Genomic DNA, 20,798 nt, shown 5'->3' with positions numbered 1-20,798 from the left:
GCGCCCGTGAGCGGCGGCGCGGGCCAGTGCCCGTTGGCGGCGGCGCGGGTAAGTGCTCGTGAGCGGCGGCGCGGGTTGGGCGCGCTGCTCGCGGGCCGGGTCCGGTTGCCCGCGCTCGTTCAGCCCACCAGGGAGGCACCCGCCGGGTAGGAGTCCCACTGGCGTGCCGGCACCGGGCGGGCGGTCGAGCCGTTGTCGCCGACGGCCGCCGGGCCGGGGACCGGCCAGCGGTGGCCGTCCAGGACGAAGGCGAAGCCGCGGTCCGGTGCCTGGACCGCCTCCGCACCCGAGCGCAGGCGGGTCGTCAACGGGAGCGTCGCGAACGCGGGCGGGGTCCGGTCGAGGACCTCGCCGGCCAGCGCCGCCGCCACCGCGCGGCGGTCCACGCGGACCCGGCCACCGGCGCGGACCAGGTCCATCGTCCGTTCCGGGGAGGGCGCGGTCACGCCGTCGAACGTCGCGGCCACCCGGCCGGGGTTCGCGCAGGCCTGGCTGCCCAGCAGGTCGAGCCCGAAGTGCCGCAGGTCGGTCGGGGCGCCGGCGCCACCGAGCCCGGTCGCGCGCACGAGGTCGAACGGCACCCGGTCGCACGGATCGGCCGCCGACAGCGGCGCGTGCCCGTCCGGCCGGCGCACCAGGCCCGGCCCTTCCCGCCACGGCCCGGGGATCACCACGGGCTGGTAGGGGTGGTCGGTGAAGTCCGCGGTCCAGAACGTCAGGGTGGTCCCGCCCTCGGTCTCGTGCGCGACGACGAACGCGGCCAGCGCACCCACCCACATCAGGTCGGCGCTGAACCCGTCGACGACCGACCGGGCCCGCGGCGCCGAAGTCGAAGCCACCGGCACGAACCCGCCGACGTCCAGCGCCTGCACCCCGGACCCGAACGCCGGGTCGTGCGAGCGCAGGAGAAATTGACCGGCACCGTTGGGCCCGGCGGCGCGGCCGGTGGTGTCGGTGAACATCAGGTAGAACCAGCCGTCGAGGTAGACCGCGGACGGCTGCCCGGCCCCGTAGACGTTCGCGCGGTGCACGTCGTGCGACGGCCCGAGGATCGGTTTCCCGCCGGCCGCGCGCGTCCAGTGGATGCCATCGGCGCTGGTCGCGAGCCCGACGGCGTTGCCGAGAGCGTGATCCCCGGCGGCGCCGGTGTAGTACAGGTAGTAGGTGGAGCCGACGCGCAGAACGGACGGATCGCAGGTGTGCATCCCGTCGAACTGCCCGGGCGCCCCGGAGAAGACGGCGGCCGGGATCCCGCCACCCGGCCCGGTGAACGGCCCGTTCGCCGACCGCGCCTCCGCGTAGAGGATGTCGTCCCCGGCCGGCCCGGCCCCGCCGTACTGGCTGCACCACCACATCCGGGTCTGCCCCCGATCGACCATGACGGAGGGCCCGTAGTTGTAGACAGCATCAGCCCCACCGGCGGCGACGACACCACCACTCTGCCGGGGGTAACCCGAAGCGAGGCTGACGTTGCTGGGCCGCGCCGGGACGGCGGTCTGCTGCACGGGATGCTCGCCGGCTTGTGGTTGGGCGTAACCCTCGGTGCAGCCCGCGAGCAGCAGCCCGGCCAGAAAGCTGGCGAGAAGGGCACGAGCGGGTCGCCGGTTCAGGCGACGAAACGGGTGCACGGCATCGGAGTGTAGCGAGCTGCTTCACCTGTTCGAGCGGCCGCGCCACGGTTCGGGTTCGCTCGAACGTGACCACTTCGGGGTAGCGCGATGCTCGGAGCGGCTTTGGGATCATTTCGGCGGCGGCGCAGCTGCCCTCGGGCGCCCTCAGCACCCGGCAGGGGTTCGAGCCGGGCGCCCCGCGCCTGCCGGCCGCGAGGGCGGCGGCCCTCGGCGATCCCGGTGCTGCTGCTGGTCTTGCCTTCCCAAGCGCACCGTTGCGCGCAGCCCACCGGCGCCGGCTCACTCGACCGCGGGTGGTCCCTCCGCTGCGACCAGCTCGACCTCGAAGCCCGCCTCGTTCTCCAGGTACGCCGCGTAGTGGGCCGGGCCGCCCGCGTGGGGGTAGCGGTCCGCGAACAGCGGGCGCCATCCGTGGGCGAGAGCGCGGGCCGCCAGGTCGTCGACCTGCGCGCGGGTGTCCACGTACAGCGCCAGGTGGTTCAGGCCCGGCCGCGTGCGCTCGTGCACCTCTGCTGTCAGTGCCGGGGATGCCTCGGCCACCAGGTACGTCGCGCCGAGGCGCCAGCTGACACCGTCCGGCCAGCGTTGGAACTCGCGCCAGCCCAGCTCGCCCAGGAGCCAGCCCCAGCTGCGCTCGGCTTCGGCGAGGTCCGGCACCCACAGCTCGATGTGGTGCGGGCGCCCGCTCACGGCCGGCAGCGCGACCAGCACCCGGTGCAGGTCGCCGTAGTGGACGCCGCTGCCGACGTCGAGGAAGCCCAGGCGCGCAGCCACCTTCCGGCTCGCCTCGTTCCGCTCGTGGACCAGTGCCCACACCGCCGGGAGGCCGAGCGTGCCGAGCCCGTGGTCCAGCAGCGCGCGGGCCGCCTCGGTGGCCAGGCCCTGCCCCGCGTGCGCGCTCGCGACGTAGTAGCCCAGCTCGGGCACCCCGCCCGGCAGCTCCCCCGACGGCCGCAGGTGCGCGACGCCGATCACCCGGCCGTCGCGCTCGATCACCCAGTGGCCCTGGCCGGCCGGGCCGTCGTAGGCCAGCCGGCGGTCGACCATCGCGCTCGCCGTCGCCGGGTCGGAGAAGTCCGCCGCGAAGTACCGGCTCATCTCCGGGTCGGCGAACACCTCCACCACGGCTTCGCGATCCGCCTCGGCCAGCGGCCGCAGCGTGAGCCGCGGTGTCGCCAGCAGGGTCATCCGGCGTGCGTGGCGAGCCAGCGCAGGGCCAGCGGGTAGCCGTCGACGCCGAGACCCGCGATGACCGCCGTGGCGATGTCCGAAAGGACGCTGTGGTGCCGGAACGCCTCCCGCTTGTGGACGTTGGAGATGTGCAGCTCGATCAGCGGCGCGGTCAGCTGCGCGGCGGCGTCGCGCACCGCGATCGAGTAGTGCGTCCACGCGCCCGCGTTGAGCACCACCGGGTTCCCGCCGTCGGCGGCCTCGTGCAGCCAGCCGACCAGCTCGCCCTCGAAGTCGGTCTGCCGGACCTCGACCTCGATCCCCAGCTCCTCGCCGCTCTTGACGCACAGCGCCGCGAGGTCGTCGTGCGTCGTCGAGCCGTAGACCGACGGCTCGCGCTTGCCGAGCCGGCCGAGGTTCGGGCCGTTGAAGACGAACACCTTCACAGCAGCACGCTCCCGCCGCTGCGGGACGGCTCCGACGCGATCGCCGAGTACGCGGCCGCGAGCAGCGCCGGGTCCGGCCCCTCGAGCCGGCCGGGCTTCGCGAGCGCGTCGAGGACCACAAACCGCAGCGCCCCGGAGCGGGTCTTCTTGTCGCCCTTCATGGTTTCCAGCAGCTGCGGCAGCGCGTCGGCGTCGTACGTCGTCGGCAGGCCGAGCAGCTTCAGCACCGAGGCGTGCCGCGCGGCCGTGGCGTCGTCGAGCCGCCCGGCCAGCCGCGCCAGCTCGGCGGCGAACACGAGGCCGACGCTGACCGCGGCGCCGTGCCGCCACCGGTACCGCTCGCGGCGCTCGATGGCGTGCCCGAGCGTGTGCCCGTAGTTGAGGATCTCCCGCAGGTCGGATTCGCGCAGGTCGGCGGCGACGACGTCCGCCTTGACCTGGATGGACCGGCGGACCAGCTCGGCCAGGACGTCACCCGCCGGGTCGAGCGCGGCGGCCGGGTCGGCCTCGATCAGCTCCAGGATCCGCGGGTCGGCGATGAAACCGGCCTTGACGACCTCGGCCATGCCGGCGACGAGTTCGTTCGGCGGCAGCGTCTCCAGCGTCGCGAGGTCGACGAACACCGCGCTCGGCTCGTGGAACACCCCGACCAGGTTCTTGCCCGCGTCGGTGTTGATGCCGGTCTTGCCGCCGACCGACGCGTCGACCATGCCGAGGAGCGTCGTCGGCACGTTGACCAGCCGGACGCCGCGCATCCACGTGCCCGCGACGAACCCGGCGAGGTCGGTGACGGCACCGCCGCCGAGGCCGACCACGGCGCCGCGGCGGTCCAGCCCGATCCGGCCGAGCACCTCCCAGCAGAAGCCCGCGACGGTCAGCGCCTTGCCGTCCTCGGCGTCCGGGATTTCGACGCGGTGGGCGTCCAGGCCCGCGGCGGCCAGCTCGTCCCGGATGGCCTCGGCCGTGGTGGTCAGCGTGGGCGGGTGGATCAGCGCGATCTTCGAAGCGCCGGCCAGGTGCTCGGTGAGGTCGCCGAGCAGGCCGCGCCCGACCACGACGTCGTAGGGCTGGGCCGTGGCGACCGGGATGCGCACCGGATCAGACACGAGGGAACTCACTCCTTGGCTTCGGCGGGAGCGGCGAGCTCCGCCACGAGGTGCGCGACGATCTCGGAGGGCGTCCGATCGTCGGTGACGATCTCGACGGTGGCGACCTCGCGGTAGACGGGCACCCGCTCGTCGAGCAGTTTCTTGAAGGTGGCGCGGGGGTTCACCCCGGCCAGCAGCGGCCGCGCGGAGGACAGCCCGGTGCGCTGCACCCCCGCCGCGAGGCCGACGTTGAGGAACACGACGGTGTGCTCGGCCAGCCGCGCCCGGGTGCCCGGGGTGAGCGGCGCACCGCCGCCCAGGGAGAGCACGCCGTCGTGCTCGGCCAGCGCGGTGGCGACCGCTTCCTCTTCCAGCGCGCGGAAAGCGGGCTCCCCGTCTTCCGCGAAGATGTCGGAGATGCTGCGCCCGGCCCGAGCGACGATGTCGTCATCGCTGTCCCGGAACGCGACACCGAGCGCGGCGGCCAGCAGCGGCCCGACCGTGCTCTTGCCCGAGCCCGGCGGCCCGACGACCACCGCGCGCGGACTCACCACCGCTCCTCGAGGGCCTTGAGGTACGTATCGGCGTTGCGCTTGCTCTCGGCGAGCGAGTCGCCGCCGAACTTCTCGAGCGCGGCGTCGGCGAGGACCAGCGCCACCACCGACTCGAGCACGACCCCGGCGCGGGGCACCGCGCAGACGTCCGAGCGCTGGTGGATGGCCACGGCCGGCTCACCGGTCTTGACGTCCACTGTGGACAGTGCTTTCGGGACGGTCGAGATCGGCTTCATGGCCACCCGGACACGCAGCGGCTCGCCGTTGGTGATGCCGCCTTCCAGACCGCCCGCGCGGTTGGACCGGCGGGTGACGCCGACCGGACCGGTGCCGCGGTCGATCTCGTCGTGGGCCTGGCTGCCCCAGCGACGGGCGGTGGTGAAGCCGTCACCGACCTCGACGCCCTTCATCGCCTGGACGCCCATCAGCGCGCCGGCCAGCCGCGCGTCGAGCCGGCGGTCCCAGTGGACGTGGGAGCCGAGGCCCGGCGGGAGGCCGTAGGCGAGCACCTCGATCACGCCTCCGACGGTGTCACCCGCCTTCCGGACGGCGTCGACCTCGGCGACCATCGCTTCGGTGCCCTCCTGGCTGAAGGCGCGCACCGGGCTCTCGTCGATGGCCGCCAGGTCCTCCGGCAGCGGGAGGGGACCCTCGGGCGCGTCGGCGCCGCCGATCGAGACGACGTGGCTGAGGATTTCGACGCCGAGCAGCTGCTTGAGGAAGTTGCGCGCGACGGTGCCGAGCGCGGTCCGCGACGCCGTCTCGCGGGCGCTGGCGCGCTCGAGGACGGGACGGGCCTCCTCGAAGCCGTACTTCTGCATGCCGGGCAGGTCCGCGTGGCCGGGACGCGGGCGGGTGAGCGGTTCGTTGCGCGCGAGGCCTTCGAGGATCTGCGGGTCGACCGGGTCGGCCGCCATGACCTGCTCCCACTTGGGCCACTCGGTGTTCTCGATGTGGACCGCGACCGGGCCGCCCTGGGTGAGGCCGTGGCGGACGCCGCCGAGGAACTCGATGTGGTCGGTCTCGAAGCCCATCCGCGGGCTGCGGCCGAAGCCGAGACGGCGCCGGGCCAGCTGCTCGGTGACGTCGGCGGTGGTGACGGAGACGCCCGCGGGCATGCCTTCGAGCACGGCGGCCAGCGCGGGTCCGTGCGATTCACCTGCGGTGATCCAGCGCAACATGGGCTCAATCCTGTCACGGGCGCGGCGCGGGCCCGGAGATACCTCCGGTCATCCGCACCGGCGAAGAAGGCGAACGGCCGGAGAGCGGTGGCGGCGGTCACGCCGAGGACGGCCAGGACGGCGGCGCACGGCAGCGGGATCAGGGCCGGGGCGTGCTGCAGGGCGGCCGCGGTGGTGGTGGCGAAGATCGGAAAGGTCATGACTCCAGGCTGCTGCCGCGGGGTTGCGGACGGCAATCACCGGTTGTTGCGAACGGAGGATTCCGGACGTGTTCGGAGCGGATTCACTCCTGTGGGCGACTTCGGGCCGGGGATAGCGCACGTGCTTGGACGGGCGGCTCGCGTACCCGGAGAGTCGGCTCGCGTACCTGAAGGGTCGGCCTGCGTACCTGGAGGGTCGGCCTGCGTACCTGGAGGGTCGGATGGCGTATCCGGAAGGTCGGATGGCGTGATCGAAGACGGATCTCGCGTGATTGGGCGGGTATCTCGCGTGATTGAAGGGGCATCTCGCGTGATTGGGCGGGCATCACTCGTGACTGGAGGGGCATCACCCGTGATTGAGGGCGGGAACCGCGTGACTGGGGGCGGAACTGAGGAAAAGGGTGGGGTGGGTGGCTCATCCGGGGCCCCCTGCGGCCCGGATGAGCCACCGGTCAGAGCGTCAGGCGGAGCAGGGGCTGGCCGGTCGCCAAGCGGATCTCCAGTGCCGCCAGGTCCGGCGTCCGCAGGGCCGTGCCGACCGACAGGCGGGCCGTGTTGTCCGGGAGGGCCTTCCAGGTGGCCAGTTCCGTCTCCGTCCCGGATCGCGAGATCGCCACCAGGAGGTACTCGCCGCCGCTGCGGCCGCCGGTGTAGCTGCACGACATGTCGACCTGGGTGCCCCAGTCGAACGCCGCCAGGCGGGCGTCCGCGCGGACCGGGAACTGCCCCAGGGCGGTCATCGCCACCGCAGGCGGCGGAGCGGGCACAGCAGGCGCCGAGGCCACCACGGCCAGCGCCACGCAGGCCGACACCGCCAATGCGGCCGACGCGGACGTCACCGCGAGACGGATCCGGCGGCCGCGCCGCACCCGGCGCAGCACCACCGGCAGCAGGTCCGGCGGGGGCGGCCCGGCGTCGGGCAGCGAGGCCGGCGTGTCCACCCTGGCCAGCAGCCCGGGCAGCCCCGCGAGCTCGCGGACCGACGACGCGCACCGGTCGCACGTGCGCAGGTGCTCCTCGAAGCGCTGCCGGTCCTCCGGGGCGAGCGCCCCCAGGACGTACGCGGCGTCGAACGTCGCGAACGGGTCTTCGCTCACTGGGTCACTCCCCTCTCTTCGAGCACCAGCCGGAGCGCGCGCAACGCGTAGTGCGTGCGCGACTTGACCGTCCCTTCGGCCACTCCCAGCTTCAGCGCCGCGTCTGCCACTGAATAGCCCTGGAAGTAACACAGCCGCAGCACCTCGCGGTGCCGTTCCGACAGCTCGGCCAGCGCCTCGGCGACCAGCCAGCCCTGCACCGCGCGGTCGGTGCCGTCGGCGACCACGCGGTCCGGCGGCCGGTCGGTCGGCACCTCCGACCGCGCGGACGCCGACCGCCAGCCGTCGATGGCGATCCGGCGGGCGACGGTGAACAGCCACGCCCGCGCCGAGCCCTGCGTCTGGTCCAGCACCGACGGCGACCGCCAGGCCCGCAGCAGCGTCTCCTGGACGACGTCCTCGGCCCGGATCCGGTCCCCCGACGTCAGGTGCAGGGCGTAGGACCACAACGCGGCCGCGTGCTCTTCGTGCAGCGCGCGCATGAGCGCCTCTTCGGCGACCTCTCCCACGAACTCAGGCCGCGACGCGGCGCCGGTCCTTCACGAACAGCAGCGCCAGCCCGCCCACGATGCAGACCGCCTCCGTGATGACGCCCCAGTACTCCGGCTGGCTGTTGAACTGGTCGTGGTTGCCGGCGAACCCGACCGTCGCGGCCAGCACGTACGCGCCGAGCGTCAGCGCCCCGAAGCCGAACGCACCCAGCGCGGGCAGCCAGTGCCGCCACGCCAGCACCGCGATCGCCAGCACCAGCCCGGCGATCGCGTCGAGCAGGAACAGCGGCCCGACGATGCCCGGGTAGTCCTCGGTCCACAGGAAGTAGTGCACTCCCGCCGAGCCCAGCAGCGCGGCCGCCACGACGATGCGCAGAACCCAACTCACCATGATCGTTCCTCCACTCCACACCCACTCCGCTACATACACGGAACAGGGGGCGATCCGGTTCACCGGGAATTGAACCGAACGGGGGGCCGTCCCGTTCATAAGGGCATGACAGCCGAACTGCACTCCCGCCGCACCGTCCTGTCCACCGGTGCCGCCGTCGCAGGTGCCGCCGTCGGCGCCGTCGCCCTCACCGCCTGCTCGTCGGAACCGAACGGCAAGTCGGGCACCGCGCAGGCCCCGATCGCCGCCGGGACACCGCTGGTCGCGCTCGCCGAAGTCCCGGTCGGGCAGGCCAAGGCGGCGAAGGCGCCGGACGGCTCCGACGTGATCGTGGCCCGGACGTCCGAGTCGGCCGCCGCCGCGTTCAGCGCGGTGTGCACGCACCAGGGCTGCACCGTCGCGCCGAAGGGGGCCGACCTGATCTGCCCGTGCCACGGTTCGGTGTTCAACGCCCTCACCGGCGAGGTCAAGCAGGGCCCGGCCAACAAGCCGCTGCCGTCGGTGCCGGTCAAGGTCGAAAACGGGAAGGTCGTCACCGGCTGACGAGCCGGACACGCGAACGGGCCCTGGTGGAGCGTCGTCCACCAGGGCCCGTTCGCGTCCGGGAGCAGGAAGGAGTGGCTCAGGCGTCCCAGGCGAACAGCCGGTCGCCGGCGGCGACGTCCCGCTCGGTGTCCAAACCGGACAAAACCTCCGCCGAGGCGTCCAGCGCGACGACCGGGACGATCGCCGAGTAGCCCGCCGCGGTCACCGCCTCCGGGTCCCAGCTGACGACCGGCTGCCCGGCGCGCACCTGCTCGCCCTTGACGACGTGCAGCGTGAAGCCCTCGCCCTTCTCCTTGACCGTGTCGATGCCAAGGTGGACCAGCACGGCCTTGCCGTCCTCGGTGGCGATGACGTAGGCGTGCGGGTGCAGGGTGGCCACCGTGCCGTCGACCGGCGCGACCGCGTCCGACCGGCCGCCGGAGGGCTGCACCGCGATGCCCGGGCCCACCATGGCCTGCGCGAACACCGGGTCGGGGACCTCGGTGATCGGCACCACGCGCCCGGCGACCGGGCTGAGGATGTCGAAGCTCACAGCAGGTCCTCGATGTCGCTGGCGATGGTGTCCGCCTCCGGCCCGACGATCACCTGCAGGGCCGTCGACCCCATCTTGACCACGCCCATCGCGCCGGCCTTCTTGAGCGCGCCCTCGTCGACGAGGCTCATGTCCTCGACCTCGCAGCGCAGCCGCGTGATGCAGCCTTCGACCTCGGTGAGATTGCCCGCGCCGCCGAGTGCCGCGAGGATCTTTTCCGGCCTGTCATCCGCCATCGCGGTCTCCTTGATCACTGTTTGTTCCCAACCTGACGCGAACCGCGTGTCCACCTGTACTACGCCGTTCGTCCGCTTGCACCCCGCCGCGGGCCACGAACGGATAACGGTGGTTGACACCCGTCCGCGCGGCGGAGCATCCTGCCCCATCAGATCATTGGTCTAGACCGGAACGTACCAATGTTCGGGGCCGGATGCGAGCACCGGCCCCCCGGTGCGAGAGAACGAGGAGGGTGACGCCGATGAGCGCGGCAGCGCACGTCCCGCCGCCCGACAAGGTTGTCAACGGGCCCACGCCCAAGCACGCCCAGCTGCGGGAAATCCTCCGCCGCACGGTGGAGCGCGAGCTCCCGCCGGGTGCGCCGATCCCGTCCGAACGCGAGCTGGCCCAGCGCTACGGCGTGTCGCGGCTCACGGTCCGGTCGGCGATCGGCAAGCTGGTCGAGGAGGGGCTGCTCGCCCGGGTCCGCGGCAAGGGCACGTTCACCGCCGCACGGCGGATGGAGCTGCAGCTCTACCTGATGTCGTTCACCGACGACATGCGGAGGCGGGGGCTGACCCCGACGACCGAGGTGGTCTCGGCGGCCACCGAGGTGCCGCCCACCGCCTCGGCACACGCCCTCGGCCTGGCCGATGGCGCGTCCGCGCACCACCTGGTGCGCCTGCGCCACGCCGACGGCGTGCCACTGGCCGTCGAGCGCGGCTGGTACCACGCGGGCCGGGCTCCCGGCCTGCTCGGGCTCGACCTGACCCAGTCCATCTACGCGCAGCTGGCCGAGACGTACGGTGTGCGTCCCGACCAGGCGTGGCAGACGGTCTGGGCCGAAGGCGCGGACCGCGAGACCGCGCGGCTGCTCGGCATGCGTGCCGGCAGCCCGCTGCTCGTGTTCCGGCGGGTCTCCAGCGCCAACGGGGACCCCATCGAAGACATCACGTCCTGGTACCGGGGAGACCACTACCAGGTGACCATGCAGTTGGACCGGAACACCCCGGAACCCGGTCAACCACCCCACTATGGAGGATCCAGATGAGCTCCACCACCGCGGAGGGGGCGAAGAAGAGCGGCAGCGGTCTCGCCGGTCTTCAGCGCTTCGGCCGTAGCCTCATGCTCCCGATCGCCGTGCTCCCGGCGGCGGGCATCCTGCTCCGGCTCGGCCAGGACGACATGCTCGGCAAGGACGGCCTTGGCTGGAACAAGGTCGCTTCGGTGCTGGCCGCCGGTGGCGGCACGCTGTTCAACTGGCTGCCGCTGCTGTTCGCGGTCGGCATCGCCGTCGGCTTCGCCAAGAAGGGCGACGGCTCGACCGCCGTCGCGGCCGTCGTCGGCTTCTTCGTCTTCAGCGCCGTCGTCCAGGTGTTCGCACCGCTGAGCGACCTGCCCGGCTACAAGGCGGGCGCGACCGAACTCGCGCCGATCAAGTGGCCGTACTCGGTGCTCGCCGGTGTCGTGGTCGGCATCGTGGCGGCGCTGCTGTGGCAGAAGTACCACCGCATCAAGCTGCCCGCCTACCTGGCGTTCTTCGGTGGCCGCCGGTTCGTCCCGATCATCACCGCGGGCGTCATGGTGCTCCTCGGCGTGATCTTCGGCCTGGTCTTCCACTGGGTCAACAGCGGCATCGAGGCCGCCGGTGACGCGGTCACCGCCTCCCCGATCGTCGGTGGCGGCATCTACGGCGCGCTGAACCGCCTGCTCATCCCGGTCGGTCTGCACCAGCTGCTGAACGTCCCGGTCTGGTTCATCTTCGACGGCGGTGACATCAACAACTTCGTCGCGGGCAAGATGTCGGCGGGTGCCTTCACCACGGGCTTCTTCCCGATCTTCATGTTCGCGTTGCCCGCGGCCGCACTGGCCATCTGGCAGACGGCCCGCCCAGCGCAGAAGAAGGTCGTCGGCGGTGTGATGATCGCCGGCGCGCTGACCTCGTTCCTCACCGGTGTCACCGAGCCGATCGAGTTCTCGTTCATGTTCGTCGCGTGGCCGCTGTACCTGTTCCACGCGATCATGACCGGTACCTCGCTGGCGATCTGCAACGCGCTGGGCATCCACCAGAGCTTCAACTTCTCGGCCGGCGCGATCGACTACCTGCTCAACTTCGGTGCCCCGGCGGCGCAGAAGCCGTGGCTGCTGATCCCGATCGGCCTCGTCTACGCGGTGATCTACTACGTGGTGTTCCGCTTCGCGATCACCAAGTGGAACCTGCGCACGCCGGGCCGCGAGGACGACTCGATCGAGGCCGACCTCGACCGCACGGCCGCCGCGTAACATCCGTAACGACGGAGAACCTGTTTAGCGAGAGGACGAACATGCCGGAGAAACGCGTCGCCGTGGCCAGCAAGGTGGGGCTGCACGCCCGGCCGGCCGCGCTGGTGGCGAAGGCGGCCGCGGCGCAGCCCGTCGCGGTGCAGATCGCCAAGGCCGGCGGGAGCCCGGTGGCCGCCGGCAGCGTGCTCAACCTGATGACGCTGGCCGCCGGTTACGGCGACGAGGTCGTCATCAGCGCCGAGGGCGAGGGTGCCGAGGAGGCCGTGGAAGCGGTCGCCCAGCTGGTCGCCACCGACCTCGACGCCTGAGCGTCACCCCCGCGAAGGCCCCCGCACCGGTCCCCGACACCGGTGCGGGGGCCTTCGTTTCGTAGGGTGGCCCCATGGAGAGCGTGCGCCTGATCGACGAGTGGCCGGTGGACAACGCCGCGACGGCCGTGGTGACGGCGGACGGCCGCGTCGCCGGACGGCACGGCGACCCGGCGCGGGAGTTCCGGCTGGCCTCGGTGTCCAAGCCGCTGACGGCCTACACCGCCCTCATCGCGGTTGAAGAAGGCGTCGTCGAGCTCGACACCCCGGCCGGGCCCGAGGGGTCGACCGTGCGGCACCTGCTGGCCCACACCTCCGGGCTCGCCTTCGACGCGCACAAGGCGATGGCCGCGCCGGGCACCCGGCGCCTGTACTCCAACGCCGGGTTCGAGCAGCTGGCCGACGCCCTGGCCGAGCACTCCGGCATCCCCTTCGCGCAGTACCAGGCCGAGGCGCTGTTCGCCCCGCTCGGCATGACGTCGACCGTGCTGGACGGCTCGCCCGCGTCCGGCGCGGTGTCCACTGTGGACGACCTGGTCGCCTTCGCCGCCGAGTTGCAGGCCCCGAAGCTGCTGGACCCGGCCACCGTCGCCGAAGCGACGAGCGTGGTGTTCCCGGGACTGTCCGGCGTGCTGCCCGGCTTCGGGCACCAGAAGCCCAACGACTGGGGCCTCGGCTTCGAGATCCGCGACCACAAGAGCCCGCACTGGACGGGTGCGCACAGCTCGCCGCGGACGTTCGGCCACTTCGGCCAGTCGGGCACGTTCCTCTGGGTCGACCTGGACGCCGGCGCGGCCTGCATCGCCCTCACCGACCGCGCGTTCGGGCCGTGGGCCGCCGAGGTCTGGCCGCGCTACACCGACGCCGTCCTGGCGGAACTGGCCGCGTGAGACGGGCCGTCCTCGCCGCAGTCCTCCTCCTGCTCGCCGCCTGCAGCGCCCCCGCCGCCGCTCCCGCTCCGGTGGTGTCCCCGGCGGCGGCACCGGACGCTCCCCCGGCGCTCGGCACGAACGGCGCCGCCGTCCCGGTGCTGCGGTGGGCGCCCTGTCACGGGCCGTTCCAGTGCGCGGGCGCGGCCGTTCCGCTGAGCTACCGCGAGCCGAAGGGCACCACGATCACCCTGTCGGTGATCCGGCTGCCTGCCGGTGACCCGGGACGGCGGCTCGGCTCGCTGTTCTTCAACTTCGGCGGCCCCGGCACGGACGGCGTCGGCGAGCTGACGCGGTTCGCCGCCCGCTACCCGCCCGAGCTGCGGGCCCGGTTCGACCTGGTGAGCTTCGACCCGCGCGGGATCGGCGGGTCGGCGCCGATCCGCTGCGCGAACGCGCAGCCGCCGGCCGGGTCGCCGGTACGGCAGCCGGAGGCGTACTTCGCCGCCGCGGCGGCGACCGGCAAGGCCTGCGCGGCCTCGGGCGCCCTGCTGAACCACCTCTCCACGGCGAACGTCGCCCGGGACATGGAGCTGCTGCGCCAGGCCGTCGGGGACGCGTCCTTGAACTTCTACGGGTACTCCTACGGCACCTACCTGGGCGGTACGTACGCGAACCTGTTCGGAGACAAGGTGCGCGCGATGACCCTCGACGGCACGCTCGACCTCGTCGCGAACGCCACCGGCGAGCCGGGCCGGGAGCACGAGCCGGTGGACGTGCGGGCCGACGTCGCCGGTGCCCAGCAGCAGGAGCTGGACCGGTTCTTCGCGGTCTGCGCCGCCGCCGGGCCGAAGTGCGCGTTCTCCGCGGGCGACCCGAAACAGCGGTTCGCCGGGATCTTCGCCCACGCCTCGCGCGGCCCGGGCGTGGCCTCGCTGATGAAGACGGTCGGCAGCGCGCTCTACCAGTCCGGCCGGTGGAAGCGGCTCGCCCAGACCCTCGCCGCGATGCCGGCGGACCCGGGCCCCGCGGCGCCGGTGCTCGACCCGGCCGTGCCGACGCACTCCCCCGGCTTCCTGGCCGTCCAGTGCCTCGACAGCGACAACCCGCAGTCGCCCGCGGACTACGCCGCGCTCGCCGCCCGGGAAAGCGCGCGGCAGCCGTACTTCGGACTGAGCGCGGTGTATTCGATGGCCCAGTGCGTCGGCTGGCCCGCCCGCGACGACGACCGCTACACCGGGCCGTGGAACCGGCCGCGGCCGCACCCGGTCCTGGTGCTGAACAACCGGTTCGACCCGGCGACCCCGCTGGCCAACGCCGAGGCCACGGCGGCGGAACTGGGCGACGGCCGCGTGCTCGTCGTGGACGGCTACGGCCACACGTCGCTGGACGCCCCGAGCGCCTGCGCGTCGGCGGCCGTGGTGCGCTACCTGACCGAGCTCACCGTCCCGCCGCCGGGGACGACCTGCGCCCCGGACGCCGTCCCGTTCCCCTGACCGGTCGTGACCGGGAAACCGGTTCCCGGTGCGGTTTCTCACTCACGGCCAGCCGCGGCAGGCCGTTCAGCCGAACGGACCCGCGGGCAGGGTCCAAAGACCCTGCCACCGGCCGGGCCCGGGTGGTGTTCTGTAGGGGTGCAGGCCCGCCGCAGGGCCGGTGCGGGGACCTCGGGCCCCGGCGGGCCGCACACCTTCTTCACTCCATGACGCGGATCGGCGTCCCCGCCTGGTAGGCGGCGATGTCCTCGACCGCGTCGCCGTAGAAGATCTCGTAGACCTCCCGCGTGACGAAGCCGATGTGCGGCGTCAGGACCGCGTTGTCGAGTGTCCTCAGTGGATGGTCGGCGGGGAACGGCTCGGTGTCGTAGACGTCCAGTGCGGCGGCGCGGATCTCCTTGCGCCGCAATGCGTCCACCAACGCGGCTTCGTCGACGATCGGGCCGCGCGAGGTGTTCACCAGCAGCGCGGACGGCTTCATCGCGGCGAGCTCGGCCGCCCCGACCAGGCCGCGGGTGCGCTCGCCGAGGACCAGGTGGATCGACAGCACGTCCGACCGCGCGAACAGCTCCTCCTTGGACACCGCGGTGACGCCGTGCGGTTCCGCCTTCTCCGGCGTCAGGTTCTGGCTCCAGGCGATGGTCTCCATCCCGAAGACCTGCCCGATCTTCGCCGCGCCCGCGCCGAGCCTGCCCAGGCCGAGCAGGCCGAGCGTCTTACCGTGCAGCATGGTGCCGACACCGGTCTGCCAGCCGCCCTCGCGCATCGAGCGGAACTCCTGCGGCAGGTTCCGCGACGCGGCGAGGATCAGCGCCCAGGTGTGCTCGGCGGTCGGCTCCCCGATGTAGCCGGTGGCGGACACCACGACACCGTTGCGGCGCGCGGCCGCCACGTCGATGGCGGCGTTCCGCTTGCCCGTGCTGACCAGCAGCTTCAGGTCCGGGAGGGCGTCGAGCACCTCGGCCGGGAACCGGGTGCGCTCGCGCATCGCGACCACCGCTTCGAAGCCCTGCAGCTGCTTGACGACGTCGGTCAGGGGCTCGGTGAAGACCGTGATGTCGGCCTGCAGCGAGTTCCAGTCACCGAAGGTGAGGGCGACGTCCTGGTAGTCGTCGAGAATCGCGATCCGCATGGCCTCACCGTAGCCGGGCGGCTCAGCCGGGGTCGGCGGCGGCCGGTTCGCCGGGGAAGAGGATGGGACTGAGCAGGTACCGGGTGCGACCGGGCGTCGCGGGCTGGGCCAGCCGGGGCAGGATCGCCGCGCGCAGCTCCCCGACCAGGGCGATCAGTTCGTCCCGGCTGAGCCAGATCGCGTGCTGCTGGTAGCCGACGGGGTCGGCGGAGGGGTCGGCGCCGTCGCGGTCGAGGTAGGCGTCGAACTCGGCGACCAGGGTCGCGACCGCCACGGCGAACGCGCGCCGGTGGTCCTCGGCCGTCATCGAAGCGACCTCGCCGGGGTCGATGGCCGCCCGGTCTCGGCGCAGCCGGTAGTGGCGCTCGACCGCGCCGCGGACCCGGCGTTCGCCGGCCACCTCCAGGACCCCGCCGGCGGCGAGCACCTCGACGTGCCGGTAGAGCATGGCTTTCGAGACGTCCGGCAGCAGCGCGCCGAGCTGGGCGGTGGTGAGCGTCCGCTCGCCCCGCAGGGCGTGCACGATCCGCAGCCGCGCCGGGTGTCCCAGCAGTTCCCAGGTGTCCACTACCCAACGATCTCATGCGGTGATACCGTTCGCAAAATCCGAGAACGGTTGGGGGCGGGATGACGGACACGGATCCGGCGGCGATCGCGCTGGCGGTCGTCGGCCTGGCGGCGGCGGGCCGCTTCACGGAGGCCGAAGCGCGTTTCGCGCCGCGGCTGCGGGCGGCGGCCTCGGCCGGGACGCTCCAAGTCGGCTGGGAGACCGAAATCGCCAAGGCCGGCCCGGTCCGGGCGGTCGGCGCGCCGGTGCGCGAGCCGGCCAAGGCGGGGCTGGTCCGGGTCAGCGTCCCGGTCACCTGCGAGCGCGGCGGCCTCACCGTGGTCATGTCGATCGACGACGCCGACCTGCTGCACGGGCTCCGGCTCGCGCCGCCGTCCGGCGCGTCCTGGGAGCCGCCGCCCTACGCCGAGCCGGCCCGGTTCGCCGAGCACGAGGTCACCGTCGGCTCCGGCCCGCTCGCGGTGCCCGGCACGCTCACCGTGCCGCGCGGGCGTGGCCCGCGGCCGGGGCTGGTGCTGCTCGCCTCCGGGCCCGCCGACCGCGACCTGACGACCGGGCCCAACAAGCCGTTCAAAGATCTGGCGTGGGGACTGGCCGCGCGTGGCATCGCGGTGGCCCGGTTCGACAAGGTGACCCGGGTCCACCCGGAGACCGGCTCCGCGCCCGGCTTCACGATGGCCGACGAGTACGTGCCGCACGCGGTCGCCGCCGTCCACCTGCTCCAGCGGCAGCGGAAGGTGGATCCGGCGCGGGTGTTCGTCCTGGGGCTCAGCGGTGGCGGCAACGCCGTTCCGCGGGTCGCGGCCGCCGAGCCGTCGATCGCCGGCCTGATCAGCCTGGCCGGCGACACGCTGCCGCTGCCGCGGGCGGCCGTCCGGGTCGCCCGCTACCTGGCCGAACTGGACCCCGGCCCGGCCACCACGGCGGCCGCCGAGTCGGTCGCGCGGCAGGCGGCGCTCGTCGAGAGCCCCGGCCTGTCACCGGCGACCCCGGCGGCGGACCTGCTGTTCGGGTGGCCGGCCTCCTACTGGCTGGACCTGCGCGCCTACGACCCGGTCGCGACGGCCGCCACGCTGGACAAGCCGATGCTCATCCTCCAGGGCGGCCGCGACTACCAGGTGACTGTGGCCGGTGACCTCGCGCGCTGGCGGGCGGGCCTGGTGGGACGATCCGACGTCACGATCCGCGTGCACGAGGCCGACGACCACCTGTTCTTCCGCGGCGAGGGGCCGTCCACCCCTGCCGGTTACGAGGCACCGCAGCACGTCGACCCGGCCGTGGTCGCCGACATCGCGGACTGGCTTTCCCGGCCGACGTGACCCAGCCCTCTTGAACGTGTTCAAAACCAAGGCTACGGTTCTCTTGAACACGTTCAAAAGGAGGAAACCATGGACCCGATAGTCCTCGCCTACGCGCTCTACCTGCTGATCAGCGTCCCGCTGACGGTGCTCGTCGCCCGGACGCTGAGCAAGCACGGCCGCACCTTCCTCACCGAGGTCTTCGCCGACAGCCCCGGCCTCGCCAACGCCGTCAACCAGCTGCTGGTGGTCGGCTTCTACCTGGTCAGCCTCGGGTTCGTGACGCTGTTCCTGACCAGCCACAGCTTCGTGGTCAGCGCCCGGGACGTGTTCGAGATGCTGTCGGTCAAGATCGGCACGGTGGCGCTCGTCCTCGGCGTCATGCACCTGGTCAACGTCCTGGTGTTCAACGGCATCCGGCGCCGCCACCTCGCCCCGAAGCCCGCGCCGCTGCCCATTGCGTACCCGGGCGTGCCGCAGGCCCCGCCCTTCCCGGCTCCCTGACGGCGCTAACGTGCAGCGCGTGGCCAAGAGCGAGGAAACGCGGTCCCTGATCGTCACGACCGCGATGCGGCTGTTCACCGAGAACGGCTACGACCGCACGACGATGCGCGCGATCGCCGCCGAGGCCGGCGTCTCCGTCGGGAACGCCTACTACTACTTCTCGTCCAAGGAACAGCTGATCCAGGGCTTCTACGACGAGATGGCCGCGCAGCACCTGGCGGCGGCGCGGGCGCTGCTCGAGAGCGAAACCGGCTTCGCGGCCCGGCTGAAGGCGGTGCTGCTGTGCTGGCTCGACGTCGCCGAGCCCTACCACCGCTTCGGCACGCAGTTCTTCGTCAACGCGGCCGACCCGGAGTCGCCGCTGAGCCCGTTCAGCGTCGACTCCGCGGCCGCCCGCGAGGCGTCGATCGGCCTGATGCGCGAGGTCGTCGAGGGCTCCGACGTCAAGCTCGACCCGGAGCTGCGGACCCAGCTGCCGGAGCTGCTGTGGCTGTTCCAGATGGGCGTGGTGCTGTTCTGGGTCCACGACCGCTCGCCCGGCACGAAACGCAGCCGGCTGCTGGTCGAGCGCAGCGTCCCGCTGCTGGCCCGGCTGGCCGCGCTCTCCCGGCTGCGGGTGTTCCGGCCCGTCAGCCGGGAGATCGTCGACCTGATCCAGGAGCTCGCTAAACGGGACTGACCGCGCGGAAGTACAGGAACCGCGGCTTGCTGCGCAGGTTCGCCGTCCACTTCGGATCGGCCGCTTCCGCCTCCGGGACCGGCATCGGCTCCACCAGGCGGTCCACCGCGAAGCCCGCGTCGCGGACCGCCTGGAACGTCCAGCTCAGCGGGCGGCGGTGGAAGCGGACCACATTGCCGGGCGGGAACTCGTCCTCCAGCAGCTCGAGCTCGAAGTAGTTCTCCTTGCCGAACCACCGCCAGTCCTCGCCCGGGTGGTGCACCGAGAACACCAGCACCCCACCGGCCTTGAGGACCCGGCGGAACTCGGCCAGCGTCGGCCCCCAGTCGGCCAGGTAGTGCAGCACGAGCGACGCCGTGACGACGTCGATCGAGGCGTCCGGCAGGTCCAGGGGCCGGGCGATGTCCGCGACCTCGAACCGGGCGACGGCACCGAACTTGCGGCGGGCGACGGCGATCATGCCCGCGCTGGAGTCGACGCCGAGGACGTCGGCGCCGCGCTCGGCCAGGAGCGCGCTCAGGTGGCCGGCCGCGCAGCCGACGTCGAGCACGCGCAGCCCGGCGACGTCCCCGGCGAGGTCGAGGATCGCCGGCCGGTCGTAGAAGGCGTTGGTGACGGACTTCTCCGCGTGCTCGGCGTACTCCTCGGCGTGGCCGTCGTACTGCTCGGCCCGGGCGCGGCCGATGATCTCCTCGACCACCTCCGTCTTCGCGTCGGCGTAGTGCTGGATGTACTTCCACGTCCTCGCGGCCAGCTCACGCTTCTTCGCCGCATACAGCTCCAGTTCCTCCGGGTGCGAGCGCAGGCGGTCGCGGAAGAGGCGGTAGCGCGGCGTCTGGCCGTTGCCCGGCGAGTAGACGTGCAGGTTGATGTTCGTGTCCGGGCCCTTGAAGCAGCGGTGCTTCTCCCAGTCCGGTTCGCGGATGACGAGCCGGTAGCCCGCCGCTTCCAGCGCCGGGACGTAGGCGTCCTCGTCGTCGGAATCCGGGACCTCCAGGAGGATGTCGACGATCGGCTTGGCGCACAAGCCCGGTACCGACGTCGAGCCGACGTGCTCCAGCACGAGCACCCGCTCCCCCAGCACGCCCCGGATCCGCTCAGCTTCGCGGGCGAAGAGCCGCGGCCACTCCGGGTCGTAGTCCGCGAGCGTGACGGTCGAGTTCAGCTTGGGTGCTTCACCGACCCACGCCTTGTGGACCTCTTCTTCGCTCAACGCGTCTTGACTGGTCATTCCGGTTGACCCCCTTCGGCAAGGCAGTCGACCAGATTATCAACGCGCGCAAGTGGTTTCAGCCGATCGGCAGCGGCAGCAGGTTCCCGGTCGCTTCGCGCAGCGCGTCCCGCATCGCCGCCCGCGGGGCCGGGCGGCCGGTGAAGTGCTCGGCCTGGCCGAACGCCTGGTGCAGCAGCATGTCCAGCCCGGTGGCGAGCCGGCCCCCGCGGGCCGCGACCGCTTCGGCGAGCGGGGTCGGCCACGGGTGGTAGATGACGTCGAGGACGTGCCCGACCCGCGCGAGCTCGCCCACGTGCGCGGCGACCGCGTCCGGCGGGACGGTGTTCACCAGCACCGCGGCGGACCCCAGCGCGGCGAAGTCCGTTTCGGCCCAGCGCAGGACGTCGACGTCGAGCGCGGCCCGCTTCGCCGCGTCCAGGGTTTCGGTGGCCCGGGCCGGTTCGCGCACGACCAGCCGCACCTGCCGGACGCCGAGGTCGGCCAGGCCGACGACCGCCGCCGCCGCGGTGCCGCCCGCGCCGAGCACCACCGCCGTGTCCCCGGGGGACGGCCGGTAGCCGCCCGCGGCGCGCAGGGCGCCGGTCACGCCCTCGACGTCGGTGCAGTCCGCCAGCCAGCCCCGCTCGGTGCGGACCAGCGTGTTGGCCGCGCCGACGGCGGCCGCGCGCGGCGTCACCTCGTCCGCGTGGTCCAGCGCCGCGCGCTTGCCCGGCATGGTGACCGAGAAACCGGTCCACTCCGGGCCGAGCCCGTCGACCAGCGCCGGGAGCCCCTCGGCGGTCGTCTCGATCCGCTCGTACGTCCAGCCCGTCAGGCCGAGCGCGGCGAACGCGGCGCCGTGCAGCACCGGGGACAGCGAGTGCGCCACCGGCTTGCCCAGCACC

24 protein-coding genes are annotated in these 20,798 nt (G+C 72.9%); 9 read left to right on the top strand and 15 right to left on the bottom strand.

The window, feature by feature from the left end; translation table 11 throughout:
• Positions 1-119: 119 nt before the first annotated feature.
• The 9 genes from HUT10_RS41670 to HUT10_RS41630 all read right to left on the bottom strand — a co-directional run bounded on the left by HUT10_RS41670 (position 120) and on the right by HUT10_RS41630 (position 8,249).
• Positions 120-1,628: a beta-xylosidase gene (locus HUT10_RS41670; RefSeq protein WP_254897253.1), complete on the bottom strand. Its 1,509-nt coding sequence runs from the start codon at positions 1,626-1,628 to the stop codon at positions 120-122.
• A 282-nt stretch (positions 1,629-1,910) separates the two neighbouring features.
• Positions 1,911-2,819 (bottom strand): GNAT family N-acetyltransferase, encoded by a 909-nt coding sequence (locus HUT10_RS41665; RefSeq protein ID WP_176176223.1) that lies wholly within the window; start codon positions 2,817-2,819, stop codon positions 1,911-1,913.
• Entirely contained in the window at positions 2,816-3,247 is a 432-nt protein-coding gene (gene aroQ / locus HUT10_RS41660) for a type II 3-dehydroquinate dehydratase (RefSeq protein WP_176176222.1), read from the bottom strand. The genes HUT10_RS41665 and aroQ overlap by 4 nt, the downstream gene beginning before the upstream one ends.
• Complete coding sequence (gene aroB, locus HUT10_RS41655) at positions 3,244-4,353, bottom strand: 3-dehydroquinate synthase (protein WP_176176221.1); 1,110 nt, start codon at positions 4,351-4,353, stop codon at positions 3,244-3,246. The genes aroQ and aroB overlap by 4 nt, the downstream gene beginning before the upstream one ends.
• Positions 4,354-4,361: 8 nt before the next feature.
• On the bottom strand, positions 4,362-4,886 hold the full coding sequence (locus tag HUT10_RS41650) for a shikimate kinase (RefSeq protein WP_176176220.1): 525 nt from the start codon (positions 4,884-4,886) through the stop codon (positions 4,362-4,364).
• The gene (gene aroC / locus HUT10_RS41645; RefSeq protein WP_176176219.1) at positions 4,883-6,070 is read right to left on the bottom strand and encodes a chorismate synthase; all 1,188 of its coding nucleotides are present in this window, start codon (positions 6,068-6,070) and stop codon (positions 4,883-4,885) included. Before aroC ends, HUT10_RS41650 begins: the two co-directional genes overlap by 4 nt.
• 652 nt (positions 6,071-6,722) lie before the next feature.
• A complete protein-coding gene (locus HUT10_RS41640; protein WP_176176218.1) occupies positions 6,723-7,367 on the bottom strand; it encodes an anti-sigma factor in 645 nt (214 codons plus the stop codon).
• Complete coding sequence (locus tag HUT10_RS41635) at positions 7,364-7,876, bottom strand: sigma-70 family RNA polymerase sigma factor (protein ID WP_176176217.1); 513 nt, start codon at positions 7,874-7,876, stop codon at positions 7,364-7,366. The genes HUT10_RS41640 and HUT10_RS41635 overlap by 4 nt, the downstream gene beginning before the upstream one ends.
• A gap of 4 nt (positions 7,877-7,880) precedes the next feature.
• Positions 7,881-8,249, bottom strand: a complete 369-nt coding sequence (locus HUT10_RS41630) for a hypothetical protein (protein ID WP_176176216.1) — start codon at positions 8,247-8,249, stop codon at positions 7,881-7,883.
• 105 nt (positions 8,250-8,354) lie between these two features.
• Between HUT10_RS41630 and HUT10_RS41625 the strand changes: the two genes are divergently transcribed.
• Positions 8,355-8,792, top strand: a complete 438-nt coding sequence (locus tag HUT10_RS41625) for a ubiquinol-cytochrome c reductase iron-sulfur subunit (RefSeq protein ID WP_176176215.1) — start codon at positions 8,355-8,357, stop codon at positions 8,790-8,792.
• Between the two features lie 79 nt (positions 8,793-8,871).
• On the opposite strand, the gene HUT10_RS41620 is transcribed toward HUT10_RS41625, so the two are convergent.
• Both HUT10_RS41620 and HUT10_RS41615 read right to left on the bottom strand, forming a co-directional pair.
• Entirely contained in the window at positions 8,872-9,327 is a 456-nt protein-coding gene (locus HUT10_RS41620; protein ID WP_176176214.1) for a PTS glucose transporter subunit IIA, read from the bottom strand.
• Positions 9,324-9,563 carry a glucose PTS transporter subunit EIIB gene (locus HUT10_RS41615; RefSeq protein WP_167455364.1) on the bottom strand — a complete coding sequence of 80 codons (240 nt, stop codon included), beginning with the start codon at positions 9,561-9,563 and terminating at the stop codon, positions 9,324-9,326. The genes HUT10_RS41620 and HUT10_RS41615 overlap by 4 nt, the downstream gene beginning before the upstream one ends.
• A gap of 242 nt (positions 9,564-9,805) precedes the next feature.
• Here HUT10_RS41615 and HUT10_RS41610 point away from each other — a divergent pair, with 242 nt between their 5' ends.
• From HUT10_RS41610 to HUT10_RS41590, 5 genes are all read left to right on the top strand, one after another.
• Positions 9,806-10,594 (top strand): GntR family transcriptional regulator, encoded by a 789-nt coding sequence (locus HUT10_RS41610; RefSeq protein WP_176176213.1) that lies wholly within the window; start codon positions 9,806-9,808, stop codon positions 10,592-10,594.
• The gene (locus HUT10_RS41605) at positions 10,591-11,826 is read left to right on the top strand and encodes a PTS transporter subunit EIIC (protein ID WP_176176212.1); all 1,236 of its coding nucleotides are present in this window, start codon (positions 10,591-10,593) and stop codon (positions 11,824-11,826) included. Before HUT10_RS41610 ends, HUT10_RS41605 begins: the two co-directional genes overlap by 4 nt.
• A 41-nt stretch (positions 11,827-11,867) precedes the next feature.
• On the top strand, positions 11,868-12,134 hold the full coding sequence (locus tag HUT10_RS41600) for an HPr family phosphocarrier protein (RefSeq protein WP_013224593.1): 267 nt from the start codon (positions 11,868-11,870) through the stop codon (positions 12,132-12,134).
• Positions 12,135-12,208: 74 nt separating this feature from the next.
• Entirely contained in the window at positions 12,209-13,024 is an 816-nt protein-coding gene (locus HUT10_RS41595) for a serine hydrolase (RefSeq protein WP_176176211.1), read from the top strand.
• Positions 13,021-14,499, top strand: coding sequence for an alpha/beta hydrolase (locus tag HUT10_RS41590; protein WP_176176210.1), 1,479 nt, complete (start codon positions 13,021-13,023; stop codon positions 14,497-14,499). The genes HUT10_RS41595 and HUT10_RS41590 overlap by 4 nt, the downstream gene beginning before the upstream one ends.
• 199 nt (positions 14,500-14,698) lie before the next feature.
• On the opposite strand, the gene HUT10_RS41585 is transcribed toward HUT10_RS41590, so the two are convergent.
• Together HUT10_RS41585 and HUT10_RS41580 are read right to left on the bottom strand one after the other, a co-directional pair.
• Complete coding sequence (locus tag HUT10_RS41585) at positions 14,699-15,631, bottom strand: D-2-hydroxyacid dehydrogenase family protein (protein WP_176176209.1); 933 nt, start codon at positions 15,629-15,631, stop codon at positions 14,699-14,701.
• A 22-nt stretch (positions 15,632-15,653) separates the two neighbouring features.
• Positions 15,654-16,199, bottom strand: coding sequence for a helix-turn-helix domain-containing protein (locus tag HUT10_RS41580; protein WP_176176208.1), 546 nt, complete (start codon positions 16,197-16,199; stop codon positions 15,654-15,656).
• A 59-nt stretch (positions 16,200-16,258) separates the two neighbouring features.
• On the opposite strand from HUT10_RS41580, the gene HUT10_RS41575 reads away from it, so the two are divergent.
• From HUT10_RS41575 to HUT10_RS41565, 3 genes are all read left to right on the top strand, one after another.
• A complete protein-coding gene (locus tag HUT10_RS41575; RefSeq protein ID WP_176176207.1) occupies positions 16,259-17,518 on the top strand; it encodes an alpha/beta hydrolase in 1,260 nt (419 codons plus the stop codon).
• 69 nt (positions 17,519-17,587) lie between these two features.
• Positions 17,588-18,001: a hypothetical protein gene (locus tag HUT10_RS41570; protein WP_176176206.1), complete on the top strand. Its 414-nt coding sequence runs from the start codon at positions 17,588-17,590 to the stop codon at positions 17,999-18,001.
• A gap of 19 nt (positions 18,002-18,020) precedes the next feature.
• A complete protein-coding gene (locus HUT10_RS41565) occupies positions 18,021-18,680 on the top strand; it encodes a TetR/AcrR family transcriptional regulator (protein ID WP_176176205.1) in 660 nt (219 codons plus the stop codon).
• Here HUT10_RS41565 and HUT10_RS41560 read toward each other — a convergent pair.
• Both HUT10_RS41560 and HUT10_RS41555 read right to left on the bottom strand, forming a co-directional pair.
• Positions 18,667-19,911 carry a GrpB family protein gene (locus tag HUT10_RS41560; RefSeq protein WP_176176204.1) on the bottom strand — a complete coding sequence of 415 codons (1,245 nt, stop codon included), beginning with the start codon at positions 19,909-19,911 and terminating at the stop codon, positions 18,667-18,669. The genes HUT10_RS41565 and HUT10_RS41560 overlap by 14 nt on opposite strands.
• 58 nt (positions 19,912-19,969) lie before the next feature.
• Entirely contained in the window at positions 19,970-20,797 is an 828-nt protein-coding gene (locus HUT10_RS41555) for a shikimate dehydrogenase (RefSeq protein WP_254897511.1), read from the bottom strand.
• Position 20,798: the final 1 nt, after the last annotated feature.

Origin of the sequence: Amycolatopsis sp. Hca4 (assembly GCF_013364075.1) — a bacterium.
GTDB lineage: Bacteria > Actinomycetota > Actinomycetes > Mycobacteriales > Pseudonocardiaceae > Amycolatopsis.
The sequence above is the reverse complement of the archived record's forward strand: the minus strand, read 5'-3'. Positions and strand labels throughout refer to the sequence as shown.